The sequence below is a fragment of the Methylocystis sp. H4A genome (assembly GCF_015709545.1).
GTDB classification, from domain to species: domain Bacteria; phylum Pseudomonadota; class Alphaproteobacteria; order Rhizobiales; family Beijerinckiaceae; genus Methylocystis; species Methylocystis silviterrae.
Genome location: NZ_JADNQY010000024.1, coordinates 12,597 through 25,719, shown reverse-complemented (window position 1 = coordinate 25,719; position 13,123 = coordinate 12,597). Strand labels below are relative to the sequence as shown.

Annotated in this window: 13 protein-coding genes and 3 pseudogenes; 5 read left to right on the top strand and 11 right to left on the bottom strand. The window is 59.2% G+C overall.

Features of this window, described 5'->3' with window-relative positions; genetic code table 11:
- Positions 1-5 precede the first annotated feature (5 nt).
- The 4 genes from IYW40_RS10425 to IYW40_RS10410 form a co-directional block, all read right to left on the bottom strand.
- Positions 6-2,084 carry a recombinase family protein gene (locus IYW40_RS10425; protein ID WP_196399178.1) on the bottom strand — a complete coding sequence of 693 codons (2,079 nt, stop codon included), beginning with the start codon at positions 2,082-2,084 and terminating at the stop codon, positions 6-8.
- Positions 2,077-2,214, bottom strand: coding sequence for a hypothetical protein (locus IYW40_RS10420; protein WP_196399179.1), 138 nt, complete (start codon positions 2,212-2,214; stop codon positions 2,077-2,079). Before IYW40_RS10420 ends, IYW40_RS10425 begins: the two co-directional genes overlap by 8 nt.
- Positions 2,215-2,357: 143 nt before the next feature.
- Positions 2,358-2,834 carry a helix-turn-helix domain-containing protein gene (locus tag IYW40_RS10415; protein WP_196399180.1) on the bottom strand — a complete coding sequence of 159 codons (477 nt, stop codon included), beginning with the start codon at positions 2,832-2,834 and terminating at the stop codon, positions 2,358-2,360.
- A 176-nt stretch (positions 2,835-3,010) separates the two neighbouring features.
- Positions 3,011-3,319, bottom strand: coding sequence for a DUF5372 family protein (locus IYW40_RS10410; RefSeq protein ID WP_196399181.1), 309 nt, complete (start codon positions 3,317-3,319; stop codon positions 3,011-3,013).
- A 5-nt stretch (positions 3,320-3,324) separates the two neighbouring features.
- Here IYW40_RS10410 and IYW40_RS10405 point away from each other — a divergent pair.
- A pseudogene (locus tag IYW40_RS10405) lies at positions 3,325-4,107 on the top strand (IS21 family transposase); the annotation flags it as partial.
- A gap of 11 nt (positions 4,108-4,118) precedes the next feature.
- Positions 4,119-4,864, top strand: a pseudogene (gene istB / locus IYW40_RS10400) (IS21-like element helper ATPase IstB).
- Between the two features lie 435 nt (positions 4,865-5,299).
- Here the strand turns inward: istB and IYW40_RS10395 are convergent.
- The gene (locus IYW40_RS10395; protein WP_124740578.1) at positions 5,300-5,791 is read right to left on the bottom strand and encodes a hypothetical protein; all 492 of its coding nucleotides are present in this window, start codon (positions 5,789-5,791) and stop codon (positions 5,300-5,302) included.
- Positions 5,792-5,864: 73 nt separating this feature from the next.
- Between IYW40_RS10395 and IYW40_RS10390 the strand changes: the two genes are divergently transcribed.
- The gene (locus IYW40_RS10390) at positions 5,865-6,050 is read left to right on the top strand and encodes a hypothetical protein (protein WP_109026916.1); all 186 of its coding nucleotides are present in this window, start codon (positions 5,865-5,867) and stop codon (positions 6,048-6,050) included.
- A 103-nt stretch (positions 6,051-6,153) separates the two neighbouring features.
- On the opposite strand, the gene IYW40_RS21815 is transcribed toward IYW40_RS10390, so the two are convergent.
- Positions 6,154-6,468 carry a hypothetical protein gene (locus IYW40_RS21815; protein WP_245435146.1) on the bottom strand — a complete coding sequence of 105 codons (315 nt, stop codon included), beginning with the start codon at positions 6,466-6,468 and terminating at the stop codon, positions 6,154-6,156.
- A 182-nt stretch (positions 6,469-6,650) separates the two neighbouring features.
- Positions 6,651-6,776: pseudogene (locus IYW40_RS22105) on the bottom strand (hypothetical protein); the annotation flags it as partial.
- A gap of 85 nt (positions 6,777-6,861) precedes the next feature.
- Here IYW40_RS22105 and IYW40_RS21805 point away from each other — a divergent pair.
- Entirely contained in the window at positions 6,862-7,074 is a 213-nt protein-coding gene (locus tag IYW40_RS21805) for a hypothetical protein (RefSeq protein WP_245435149.1), read from the top strand.
- Positions 7,075-7,228: 154 nt separating this feature from the next.
- On the opposite strand, the gene IYW40_RS10380 is transcribed toward IYW40_RS21805, so the two are convergent.
- The gene (locus tag IYW40_RS10380) at positions 7,229-7,819 is read right to left on the bottom strand and encodes a hypothetical protein (RefSeq protein ID WP_245435102.1); all 591 of its coding nucleotides are present in this window, start codon (positions 7,817-7,819) and stop codon (positions 7,229-7,231) included.
- 208 nt (positions 7,820-8,027) lie between these two features.
- Positions 8,028-8,801, bottom strand: coding sequence for a bacterial ammonia monooxygenase, subunit AmoC (amoC, locus tag IYW40_RS10375; protein WP_109026919.1), 774 nt, complete (start codon positions 8,799-8,801; stop codon positions 8,028-8,030).
- A gap of 165 nt (positions 8,802-8,966) precedes the next feature.
- On the opposite strand from amoC, the gene IYW40_RS10370 reads away from it, so the two are divergent.
- Positions 8,967-9,950 carry a helix-turn-helix domain-containing protein gene (locus tag IYW40_RS10370; RefSeq protein ID WP_109026920.1) on the top strand — a complete coding sequence of 328 codons (984 nt, stop codon included), beginning with the start codon at positions 8,967-8,969 and terminating at the stop codon, positions 9,948-9,950.
- Positions 9,951-10,307: 357 nt separating this feature from the next.
- On the opposite strand, the gene IYW40_RS10365 is transcribed toward IYW40_RS10370, so the two are convergent.
- Complete coding sequence (locus IYW40_RS10365) at positions 10,308-11,285, bottom strand: helix-turn-helix domain-containing protein (protein WP_109026921.1); 978 nt, start codon at positions 11,283-11,285, stop codon at positions 10,308-10,310.
- Between the two features lie 90 nt (positions 11,286-11,375).
- Positions 11,376-11,681 carry an antibiotic biosynthesis monooxygenase gene (locus IYW40_RS10360; RefSeq protein ID WP_109026922.1) on the bottom strand — a complete coding sequence of 102 codons (306 nt, stop codon included), beginning with the start codon at positions 11,679-11,681 and terminating at the stop codon, positions 11,376-11,378.
- Positions 11,682-13,123: the final 1,442 nt, after the last annotated feature.

Below are 13,123 nucleotides of genomic sequence, written 5' to 3'. Positions count from 1 at the left end.
TTGCTTCATACTGCACCTTGTTCGGTTGATGGCGTTGTGATTGACGCGAGGCGGGCTGGGCGGGCGTCGCGTCCGCCGCAGCCTTTGAGGATCGTCTGGCCCGGCGGGACTTCCCAGAGGCCGCGGTTCAGTGTGTCTTTGTAGCATCTCTTTAGGAGGCCCTCACGCCCCCATTGGTGGACGGCGGTCTCCGAGACGCCGAACCGTTGTGCAATCTCACTGGTCGTGAGCATTCCGCGGCGACGCAATCTCTCATAGCGGCTGAGCAGATTGTAGGCCCCGCGAATGAATGCAATCTTCTTCAGGTTGAAGGGTTTGCCCTCCCATGTTCGCCGACCACGACTGTTGAGAATCTCCGCAATCTCGCGGTCGCAATGCTGGTCGAGAAGATCATCGACCTCGGCGACGAGTTCGGGTTTGAACTTGCGAATCTGAGCGATGGGCAATGGCCGATCGAGGACGAGAGTGCGAGTTGCGCCGCCCGTCAACCGCACCCGCGCGGTAATCTGTTCGGCCTTGATCAAGGTGACGTCATCGACAAGCAGACGCAGAACGCGCTTGCGCTCAGCTGCGGGAACGCGAGGGTCTTGCCAGATTTGTGGGAAACGCGCGGCAAGATCGAGAATGCGGCGGCGCGCTTCCTGATCCAGGATAGCCGCCCGTTCCTTGCTCCGCTTTTCGTAGTCCGCGGCGACTTCGGTGTGAAGCTTCAGTTTTTCATTCCATTCCGCCTCGAGCGCATCGGCGACGAGACGATTGTCGGGGTCGACTTTCATGTAGCGGCGCCGCGCGAGTTCTGCCTCGTAGCGTGTCCGCTCGACATGTTGACGCCGCAGGGCGTCGGTCTCGGCGGAGCGCGCTTCGAGTTCGCGCTGAACCGCCATGACGATTTCCAAGTTCATCGGCGTCATCAATTCCAGCAGCAGGGCGCCGATGGCCGCGTCGACAACTTTGCCGGGAACCGTCTGGCAAACTTTTCCAGCGCGGCGAATATGAGTTTCCTGACAAATATAGACCGGGACGGTATGGCCATGTTCTTGGTTGTAGTGGACGCCCATGCGTTCGCCGCATAAACCGCACAGCACGCGACCCTGCAACAGCGCCGGGCCCTCTCGGACAGGTCCCGAACGCCGCTCCACGCCGAAGGCCCGAGCATTATCTGTCAGGCGCCGTTGGTTGGCTTCGAAGCAGTCCCAGTCGATATAGCCAGGGTGCATTCCCGGCACGACGAACTGCCATTCGGCCCGAGGCACTTTGATTACGACGATACCACCGTCGGGAAGGTGACGCGTGCGCGTGCGACCATAGACGAACGCGCCGGCATAACGCGGATTGTGGAGGACTTGCAGGATGCGCGCATGCTGCGGGAGCGCCCATAGGAGTTCCCCTTTGTCTTGACCGGTTCGCAGCCGTCGGGGAAAAAGCAAGCCTTGTTCTCTGAAGAACCGGACCGTTTTGACCGCGCTGCCGGTTCGGTCGAAGGTATCGAAGACCAGACGGATGGCGTTCTGCACCTGCACGTCTGGATCAAGGCCGATTGTTCCGTCGTTCCGATAGACCAAGCCGACGGGAGGTCCCATTTCGAGTTCGCCTCTGCGCGCCTTATTGAGTTGCCCGCCGCGCATGCGCGCCTTGAGTATGTGCAACTCCGCCTCGCTCATCGTTCCCTTTAATCCGAGCAAGAGGCGATCATTGAAGCTCGCCGGATCGTACACCCCATCTTCGTCGAGAATGAGCGTGCCCGCCAGCGCGCACAGCTCGATGAGGCGATGCCAATCTGCTGAGTTGCGGGCCAGCCGCGAGACCTCCAGTCCCATGACGATGCCGGCCTTGCCGAGCGCCACTTCGCTGACGAGTTTCTGAAAGCCGTCGCGCGCCGCCGCGCTCGATCCGGACTTCCCGAGATCACAATCGATGACGCGAATGCGCTCGATTGGCCAACCCGCGGCGACGGCGCGATCGCGCAACGCATATTGGCGCAGCGTGCTCTCGCCATTCTCGGCGACCTGCCGCAGCGTCGACTGACGGATGTAAAGATAGGCGTCGCGATCGAGATGGCTGGCGGCAACCTTGAGGTCAGGCATGAGCGGTCTCCGCAGTGAGAGTAATGACGATTCCGGCGATGAGGCGGGTGAGTTCGTCCGATGCGGGCGTTGGAACCTGCGCAATCCCGTGATCTGGCGGACGGTGATAGAAGCCGGGAGGCTTGGCCAAAGGCTCCGATCCAAGATCTCTGATCCATGCCGCGAGACCACGGCGGCGAATGACGCCGAGGCCGAAACAGCTGCTTTGCTGGGCGGACAAGACGGCTGCGCGCAGTTCTTCGTATGCGATGGCCGCGTCTGCCGGAGGGGGCGTCAGATTGCTGGATTGAGGCGTTTTTTTTTGCCCGCGAGCGCGCGTTCCAGGCTGCGCCGGTGCGGCTTGAAGCCGAAACGTGTTTCGATCGCGTCGAGACATTGCTGCGCCGTCACTTCGGGCCTGCCGGCCTTGAGTTCGACGATGAAGGCAAGGACTTCGGCAGAGATTTTGTGTCCACCCTTTGGCCCGCGCTGCCTGGGCAGCAGACCCGAAAGCCCGGCAATTTCGAGCGCGTTCCGGGATTTGTAGAAGGTCGGTCGTGAGACCCCAAAGTTCTCGGCGACGTCGCTGATGCTGAGGCCATCCACCTTGTGGCGCCTTACCATCTCGTAACGGACCTGGAGCAAGTCGTTCGGGTCGAAGAATGGATTGCCGGCGAACAGAGCGTCGCGGACGGCTTCTGGGTGAGGATTGAGCGCGCCATCCTGCGCGAGTGCTTCCCTTTTCGGGTCTTGTCGTTTTGCCTTCGCCATGCGCGGCCCCGGATATATGTAAACATAAATACGCCGCATATTCCTGGCTGTCAACCTCTCTTTGCCGGCACTCTTGGTAAGGATGCGAGCAGATAGTCGAGCTTTTCTCAGCAAGCCAAGGACAAACCGAAGGGTTATGCGGCGTCATTACCTTTACATCATAGGCGAAATTGGCTTTACACATCGCCAGCCTCCAGACGCGCCGTAAGTTCGTCGAGCAAGCAATGCAGCGCCAATAAATCGCAGCTGCGAAACGACGCCCGGCCATCAGCAATCCGCCGGAACTCATCCCCCGGGTCGATATCTGTCCATGCGGCGGAGATGAAGCAAAGCCGATTGTCTTTGCCCAAGTAGACGACGCGATCCTCACCCCAGTGAGAGCGTCGGCAGACCGCGTTGATCTCTTGCCCGCTCAGCGGATGGAACGGGTGGATGACATGCACCTTGTCATGGATCGTTCCCACACGATCCGCAGTTGGCGGCATTCTCCAAGGCGAAGGTGGAATCGGCGGTGCTGATCGTCGAACGCTGGCTGCTCGGCAGGCTGCGTCGCAAAACCTTCTACAGCCTCGCGGAGGTCAACGCCGCCATCGACGGGATGCTGAAAACTCTCAACGAGGAGCGCCCCATCCGCCGGCTCGGTGTCACCCGTCGCCAATTGTTCGACGAGATCGACCGCCCGGCATTGAAGGCGCTTCCAGTCGAGCCTTACGAATATTGCGAATGGCGCTTGCGCCGCGTCGGCATCGACTATCACGTCGAGATCGACGCGCATTATTACTCCGTGCCTTATCGCTTCGCCCGGGCGGAGGTCGAAGCGCGCCTGACCGTCCGCGGCGTCGAGATTTTCTGCAAGAGCGAGCGCATCGCCGTCCATCTGCGGATGAGCGGCAACCGCAAGCACACGACCATTCCCGAGCACATGCCGTCGAGCCACCGGCGCTATGCCGGCTGGACCGTTGAACGCATCCGCGAGGACGCCCGCAAGATCGGCCCGGCGACGGCGGCGCTCTGCGAGCAGATTCTGGAGGCGCGGCCTCATCCCGAACAGGGCTATCGCGCTTGTCTGGGCATCGTCCGCCTTGTCGGCCCCTACGGGTCCGAGCGCGTCGAGGCCGCGGCGGAGCGCGCCATCGAGATCGGCGCGAAGACCTACGGCTCGGTCAAATCCATCCTCGACAACAAGCTCGATCGGAAGCCGGCGGCAAAGCGCGCCGCGGACGCGGCTCCGATCCTTCACCCCAATATCCGCGGCCCGCGCTACTATCATTAGGAGACAGCGACTTGCTTAAACATCCCACCCTCGACCAGCTTCACGCCCTCGGCCTTTACGGAATGGCCAAGGCTTTCGCCGAACTCGCAGAGACAGATGAGGCGAAAGGGATCGACCGCAACGACTGGCTCGCGCTGCTGCTTGATCGAGAAGCGTCTCTTCGACGCGACAAGCGGCTGACGGCCAGGCTGCGCGCCGCAAAACTCCGCCAGCAGGCCAGCATCGAAGATGTCGACTACCGCGCCGCGCGCGGGCTCGACCGCGCCCTGTTCCAGAAGCTAGCCGAGGGCCAATGGATCGACGCCCACGACAATCTCGCCCTCGTCGGTCCGTCCGGCGTCGGCAAGAGCTGGCTCGCCTGCGCCATCGGCCAGAAGGCTTGCCGGGACAATCGCTCGGTCGTCTATCATCGCTGGCCGAAGCTCTGCGAAGACCTTGCACTCGCGCGCGGCGATGGGCGCCACCGCGTCTTATCAAATCCCTCGGCCGCGCCGATCTCCTGATCCTCGACGACTTCGGCCTCGAGCCGCTCGACGCCGGCGCCCGCCACGATCTCCTGGAAATCCTCGAAGAGCGCTATGGGCGACGATCGACGATCGTCACATCCCAACTTCCCGTGACCTCATGGCATGAGGTCATCGGCGATCCCACCTACGCCGACGCGATCTTGGACCGCCTCGTGCACAACGCGCATCGCGTAGAACTCGTCGGCGAGAGCCTGCGCCGCGCCCGCGCCAAAGGACCCAAAACGACTTGACCAAAAACAATCGGAGGTGAGACAAATCTCGTCGGTCAACGAACGCGGCGCCCGGGCGGGATCATCTCGTAAAAGGGGGGCGCCATTATCCCGGAATCCCCGGGCGGCATTATCCCGTTACAGACGGGCGCCTTCGTCGGAATCGTCAGGCAACCCGCCGACTCAAGTCTTTGTCGGCTCTTCAGCGGCGTAGGCGCATCCTTCGGCGAGCGCAGCGGCAAAGAAACACGCCCAGGCAATCGCCAGTCGCGCGCAAGACGCGTGACCAAAATTCATGCGCTAACCGACGCGTAACGCTGCCTCTCGCCTTCTGACAACCGGCGGTCAAGTCGCTGTTTACCCGGCGGGCGCGGACATTCTGGCGAAACTGCCGCCTTATGGCGTTGCGCGGGCGACGACGGTTATCGCAGCGCCATTCACCGCCACACGCGCGCCCTAACCCGAAGGGACAAACTTGCCTCCGTCTGCGTCGCTGCGATCGCCGCCAAGGGTTAGGCGAGGCGATGTTGCGTCTGGCAAATCCAACTTGGGGATAGCGTATCGTTGGTTGAGCAAGGGCATGTAGTTGGACGCTGACGGCGCGGGCATGCCCGTGACGAACGCGGCCGCTGCCAGGAGAAACTGGACGCCGCGATCCGCTTTTGGTTTGCGGAAGAAGACGAACTGGCGATCCATACCGTGGCGGCCGCAGCCTACCGCTCTCTCCGCGACCTTATGGCGCGACGCGGATTGCAGCCTTTTGGCGAATTTGTGCGCGCTGGATTTTTTTCGGCGGAGCTGCGCGACGCGCTGCCGATCGAGGCGGTCATAGACGACTGCCGCCGGCGGCAAGCTGTCTTCGGTACGGAGTGGCGTCGTGCTTAGCATACTGCGCGCGCCTGGGTTGGACGCCGGCCCGAGCAACCTGGCCTTGACCGGGCCGAACATGGCGCGAATCCGACTGTTAAGAAATCATGGAACAAAGCCACCGCAGAAAAGTTGCGGCCTCGGGCGGGCCGTGATGACAGAAAAAAACAACCAAAGAAGCGACCCGCTCGCTCGCGAACTCCAGGAATTGCCCTTCGCCGGTCTCCAGCAAATCGGCAAGGAGCTACGGATTAAGCTCACAGAGATCATCGGGGAACCGCTGCCCGACGAGTTACAAGCGCTATTGGAGAAATTGGAACAGGAGCTTGACCAAAAGTAGACGCGCAGCGGCGTGCTGACGATTGTCGTCCATCAATGGTGGCGAGCACGTAGCCTACATAGAATCCCGTCGAGTGCCGACGCCAAGGGCGTACTAACGGAGCCTAACTCCTCTGAGTTCCATGGTTCTCCTCCGAGGCCGTGCCGTCGCGACGCATCATCACGACCATGTCAGGCGCCGCCGCGATGATGGCCTCGTCCGCCATCGGCTTGTCACCCTCGATCGCCCCCGCCGCGTTGACTCCTCCCCCCAATTCGATGATCGCTTCGGCGGAAGTGCCGCGCCCGCCGATCACGGGCCGTTGGTTCTGCAGCGAGAGCTCGAAAAGGACGCGGCGCGGCGTTTCCGTCTTGGCGACGACGCCGGCCGGCGTTGGGATGTCCGGCACGGATTCACTGATGAACGGCCGGTAGCACATCCCACGCCATTAAGCCTGCTAGGATGAGATTCGGGAAAAATGCAGTTACGATATGAGCAATAATGAAGCAGTTTCGAGTCATAACCGGATGGATCGACTATTGGCCGCCTATCATCTGGTGACCTGACTTCCATGGACTCCCGCAGCGGTAGCCTGCCCTCGGGTAGAACCTTCATCTCCTCGCCCGTCAGCATCTCGAACTCGAGCACCCCATTCGCGAGCGTATCGAGTTGCCTGTGTTTTTCGGTCAAGATGCGCTTGGCCTCATCATAGGCTTCCTGCACCAGCCGCCGCACTTCGGCGTCGATCGTCTGCTACGTCGCTTTGGAGATCGTCTGGTGCCGGATCGAATAGCCGAGGAAATGTTCCTGGTGCGTATCGGCATAGGCGACCGTGCCGAGTTTGTCCGCCGGCCTTGGCGGCGGCAATGACGCGCACACACGACGCGCCGACGCCGACGAACATTTCGACGAGGTCGGAGCCCGAGATCGAGAAGAAGGGCATGCCAGCCTCGACCGCCTCGGCTACGTGCTGGCGGCCGGCGCGACGCCCATGCGGCAGGGAGCGGCTTTGGCCTTCGAGGAGCCGGGCACAGCGTCGACATAGATGCACGCCGTTTTTGGAATGCAAAGACCGTCATTGCGAGGAGCGTAAGCGACGAAGCAATCCAGGAGTCGCACTAAAAAGTGGATTGCTTCGTTGCGCTCGCGATACGATCCAGCGCGAAGACCGTTCGCTCCAAGGGAGCAAACGGTCGCCATCACGCGTGGCGGAGCTTGGTCTTTTTCGACGATCGCTTGCCGAAGACATGCGCGTACCAGCCCGCGCCCAGAGCGAGCGCTACGACGGTAGCGACGGCGACCGCAGTCCAATCGCGTAGAAACGCTTCCCCGACCGAGAAGGGGAAACGGGCGTTGTATTCCTTGCGCCCATCTTCGCTGCGCGCCCGCACGAGCGCCACATAGTCGCCTTGCTTCCTGAAGTCGTGTTCGAGCTGGATAACGCCGGTCTGGAACTGCGCGGGCGGCAGGTAGGCTTCGTTCGGCGCAGCCTCGTCGTCCCCCTTCGGGTCCGCCTCAACGATGCGGATCTCCACCATCATGTCCCGCAATTCGTCCTGCATCGTGTCGACCACGATGGTCGTCGGTCCTGTCTCAGGAATGTCCTCGCAGAACTGGCTTCGCGATTGCGTCGGCTGATAGAAGCTGAAGGTTATGATGTTAGGCCCCATCTGGGTCGCGCATTCGCGAACTTTCTGGAAAGCCTTGGCGGAATCCCTGCGCACCGCCTGTGCGTCCGCGCGGGCGATCAAGCCGATCGCCGCGAGGAGAATCAATAGGAGCCTCATCATGAGCATGCCTCCACTCGTCTTCCGGCACCGCGTCTCTAGATTCGAGAATGCCGCAATTTTTGGTCTGACGTCCATCGCCTCCCGCCGCAGAAGGCGGCGAGAGGCGACGAAATGAGCTCGATTCTGGGAGTTTTTCGCATTCCCTCCCGCGCCGCGCCGTCGTTCGTCAGGAGGTCCAAACGCGGCCGCGGCGCGAGAATCTTGAGCCTTACGCGCCGGTCAGCAGTTCGACGCCTTCCTTGCCGATGACACGATGGATGTTCAGCAGGAGTTGGATCACGACCCCGAACACGCCGAGCGCCATCCAGCCGAAGAACACGAAGCCCCAATGCAGCGGCGCAACGAACAGCTCTTCCATAAACCAGAACGTGTGGCCCCACTCATTCAGGCCAACGTTCGGAATGATCATGAAGGGTCCGATCGAGACGATCAGATAGGCAATCGAATAGCCCTTCGAGAAGTAGGGGATTCGCGTCTTCGCATGGAAGAAGCAGCCGATCGCCATGATCGAGTAGATCGGATAGCTCATGTAGAACTCGATGATGTGCGACGGGGTGAAGTCCGTGTCGCGAATCACCGTCATGTGCCACGTGCCGTCCTGCTCGGTGAAGAAAGACGCGCCCCAATAGATCGCCGCCGCATAGACGACGAGCCAGGCTGCATTGTCGGCGATGGCCTTCATCTCCTGACGCGGCGTCACGGTCGACATGTCACGCACGCGCGTCTTCCAGAGCCAGCCGGCGAGGCCGATGCCTGAGATGAGCTCCAGCGGAATTTCCGTCCACAGAATGCTCATCCAATAGGTCTGGAACTCCGGCGCGAATGAATCGAGGCCAGCCCGCCAGCCGTAAATCTGCTCGTATATGCGCACGATCAGATAGAACCCGTTCAGAACGGCGAGCCCGATCCACATTCCCCTTAGGTCGACAACTTTTTCCACTTCTGCACGGGACCGGCCCGCAACTTCTGTTGTCACACTCATTTTTCATCCTCCGATTGATCCGGGCGGTCTTGGTTCCTCCCGTGAGGGAAATGTGCTCGACCTTGAGATCGATTACAGCTAGTCTCGTTTGACAATAAGAATACCGGGCTTGCCATCGAGTTTGCCAAACTCGAGACAAAGTCTGCCAAACGTCAGGGCGTCGCAATGGATGTTGTTGTCCTTGGCTATCGCGATTGCATCGGGTCTGCGTTTCTGGGTCCCTATGACATGCTTACGATGAGTCTTCGGATGCTCACGAAGCCAGGTAGACCGCTGCCGTTTGAAGTCGTTACCGCGAGCTTTAATGGCGCGCCTTTTGATGACGGAAACCGTAGGCGGCAGGAGGTAGATAAGGGCCTTGATTCGATCAAGTCTTGCAGCGCTGTCATCGTCCCAGCTTACATATGTGATGGTAATAATCGTCTGTCACTCTCTATCGAAATTGGTGCAATCGCGGCCTGGTTGAGGCATCAACATGCGCTTGGCGCAATTGTGTGCGCCTCCTGCAACGGGGTCTTCATTCTTGGCGAGGCTGGGCTACTTGATGGTCGCCGTTGCACAACAACGTGGTGGCGGCACGATGATTTGAAGGCCAATTATCCACGCGCACAGGTCGCGTGGGGTGCGTCTCTTATTGAAGAAAATCGTGTTGTAACTGCGGGCGGGCCGCTTTCATGGATCGACCTTTCGCTCCACGTCATTCGCTCTCTTTGCGGTGGTGACGCCGCGAAAGAGGCTGCAGATTTCACGGTTGTTGACACGACGCCATCAACTCAAACCATTTATGTCCCTCCCGGACATTTGGCAGCGTCCAACCGGTTCTTGCTTGAAGCTGAGAGGGTGGTTCGCCAGGCCGGTGATGCACCGCTAACAGCCCGGCAACTCGCAGTTGCGCTCAATTCCTCAGAGAGGACGCTCCACAGACGCCTTAAAGAAACCTCAGGAGAAACTCCGAAAGGCTTCATCGATCGAGTACGTTTTGAAATCACTCGAACGCTGCTCGAGACGACTGCACATTCCGTTAAAGAGTTGTCGCAGACCTCAGGATACTCAGATCAAACTAGCTTTCGCCGCGCATTTCAGCGGTATTCTGGAATGACCCCAGGTGCCTATAGGGCATGGATAAAAGCGCGCCGAGGGACTGCGTGAAACGTGTACTCGTGATTCATTCGGTGAGGTTTGTAGTGATGATGACAGGCCCCTCTCGCCTCCCGCCGAGAGATATGACCTTATTTGCACGCGAACAAAGCAGACCGGAGCGCCCACGTCGCTAAACGAGCCCCTCTCAGCGGGCACATTGTGCTCGAGCGGAAGAAGTTCGAACATAGGCGTGGCTCATGCTGGAGGGTGACTGTGGCAGCACACGCATTCGACGCTTACGGAACTGTCTTTGACGTGCGTTCCGTGACAGTCAAGCCAGAAAAAATTGCGAATCATTAGCTGCCTCCCTCTCCGAAGCCCCGAGTCAGAAATTCGAACCGATGGGACTCTTTATGGGTCCGGAGCCTAAGTTTGTCGATTGCGACTCTGGGTACGGTAAGCCCCAGGCGTCATGCCGGAGTATCGATAAAATGCTCGTCGAAAGCTCGCTGCATCCGAATACCCAGAGCTTGCAGCCAGTTGCTTCAGCGAGCATTTTGTCGTCTCAAGTAGCATTCGAGCGGTTTCGAAGCGCACGCGATCAATAAATTGCTTTGGCGTCTCGCTGGTCGCCTCTTTTAGCCGCCGATTCAAAGTCCGACTCGACATGCCAAGTGCGCGTGCGAGGTCTTGCGCTGTCATAGGGTCCTCTCCAGCTAGCCGGACGACGTGCTCCGCTTCAAGCAAGAAGGCGTTCGCCGCAGCAAAATGACTAAGTGGAGCATATACCGAGCGCGTCGAGGGGGCCGTGTCGACGACCGCGAAATCAGCAGCTATCTTTGCAGCATCTCCACCACACAGCGAACGAATGACATGCAAACACAAGTCAACCCACGATAAAGGCCCGCCCGACGTTACTATCCTCTCGTCCTCGATGAGCGGAGCGCCCCATATAGCGTCGGCTCGCGGATAGCGGCTTTTCAATTCATCGTGACGCCACCACGTGGTTGTGCAACGGCGACCATCAAGTAACCCAGCTTCGCCAAGAATAAACACGCCGCTACACGAAGCGCATACCAAAGCACCAAGTGCATGTTGACGGCGAAGCCACGCGGCCAATGTACCAATCTGCGGCGTTGACAGGAAGTCAGCATTGTCGTCGCATAGATAGCCAGGTACCACTATCGCGCTTGACGCCTTGATCGCAGTGACGCTCTTTTCTACACTTAGAGCGCGCCCGCTACTATCTTCAAATGGCTTGCCATTAAAACTCGCCGTCAAAGTCTTGAAAGGCTGACGGTTGTCCTCTTTGCTGATCATTAGCGAGCTGAGCTTCAGCATATCGACTGAGCCAACGAATCCGGCTCCTAGGCAGCCGTTGAAGCCGAGCACGACAATTTCCATAGCCAGCCTGCTTGGGGTCAGCACAGCGCCGCCCCCGACACCAATTCCGCCTCCGGTTTACTGGTCCGGCGTTGACGCTCGTTCATTTGGTCATCGGTTGGGGAGTTTTTCAACCAAGATCTCAATTTTTTCTATTGATGGAGGCTTCTCCAGGAGATCCGGAGCGTTCGCCATTAGTGCTTTGGCTACTCCTCCAGAGAGATGGGCCTCGCGCCCCTTCTCGTCCGGAAAGGTATCGAAAATACCAAACCTTGACAGGCTCATCTGGATTGCAAACCAGCTGGCGGTATTTGGTTCTGCCTCGACGAGTGGCAGCGCGTCTCTCAAGAAGGTAGCTAATTGCTTCTCTTTTCCCACCTTGGCTTCAAGAGCAACAAACAATCCTGGCTTAGTCATTGGACTTTCTCCTTAGCTTGATCTGGATTACAGCGGTCAGCGCCGACAGGACGTGAAGCCTCCGTCACGTGACATTGCCTGTACGCCCCAAGAAACTCCCGAATCGAAAAGAAAGTGAGGACCCCGGCTGTCGCCATGGTAGAGCCAAGTAGAAAGCTATTGCCTCCGACACCGGCGCTTTCATCTGCTATAGCTGCACTTGCAACGTAAAATGCGGTGACCCATATCGCCACGATCCAGATTGCAACAGCTATCGCGTATAGGACATTTCCATTGAGCCGCTGGCTCTTAGCGCCTGTTTGCATAGTAATACTCTCACCCGCTCTCGCTCGTGATGAGCTATGTTGCACAGATTTAACGAAGGCTTGATCACCCACAGGGGGCCAAGTTTGCCAAAATTGGCTTCAAGTGTGCCATGCGCCCATGCTTGTGTTGAGCCGCCCTCTTCTGCCTCGTCATCCATAACAATCGAGGGTATGAGCGCCTTTAAGCGCCAGGCCCATGAATACTTGTCCGAGCCTTCGGGCTCGTCGAGCGAGAAGATGCGGCGAGCGTCGGTGTGCGGTTCAGGTGGGCTGACTTTTCAAAGGTCAAACAGACCGACAGCTAGGCTCAGGACCTATCAATTTTGATTGAGGCGCGATTCAAAGTCTCCGAGATGGAGGCTTTGATGAATGATTTGTTTTTTGCTCAGCGCGCGCCAGATGGCACGGATATCGCCGTATTTTCCGTTGGCGCACGGAGTGCGGCGGGTTGACGATCGTCGGGTAGTCAGCTGAATCGTCTATGTGATCAAGCATGGTCTGCAACGGATGGATGCGCCCAAAGACTGTGGGCCGCACAAGACTCTCTTCAACCGGTTCATCCGCTAGCGGCTCGGGGTCTTCGACCGCATCTTCGCGGCGGTCGTCGGCGAACGCCCCAAGTCCAAGCGCATCATGATCGACTCGACGCATCTGAAGGCGCATCGCTCCCCCGCAAGCCTTTTAAAAAAGGGTTCTTTCCCGTTGGGAAGATCAGCTTGATGCTCTGTGGACAGACCTTCTGATGTTTTGGAACGCCGACGGCACAATTGAGGCTGCGCGTGTCGAGCCCATGCCGGAACGGGGCGATGGCCTATGTCGCGCGGGACCCGTTGCAGGTGTTGCAGGCTTCCGCGCATGGCGTCGCTAATGTCGTCGCCTTCCTCGCCGATATCACCATTAACGGCGTGAACGTGCTCGCCTCTTAATGGACGAGAAGGACGTGCCTTCGATCGATCTTTACTGAGCGCCTTCGGGCGCTCCTTTTTTGTCTGCTGTGCGCGCGGCTTCTGACGCCTTGACTCGTTAGCAAAGCCGCGCTTCCCTTCCCCGATATTTGAGGGGGATCACACGCGGATCATCGCCGTTTTATTTGCGCTTCTTCCGTCGCTAGCTTTTGCCGATGACATCACGCCGGAC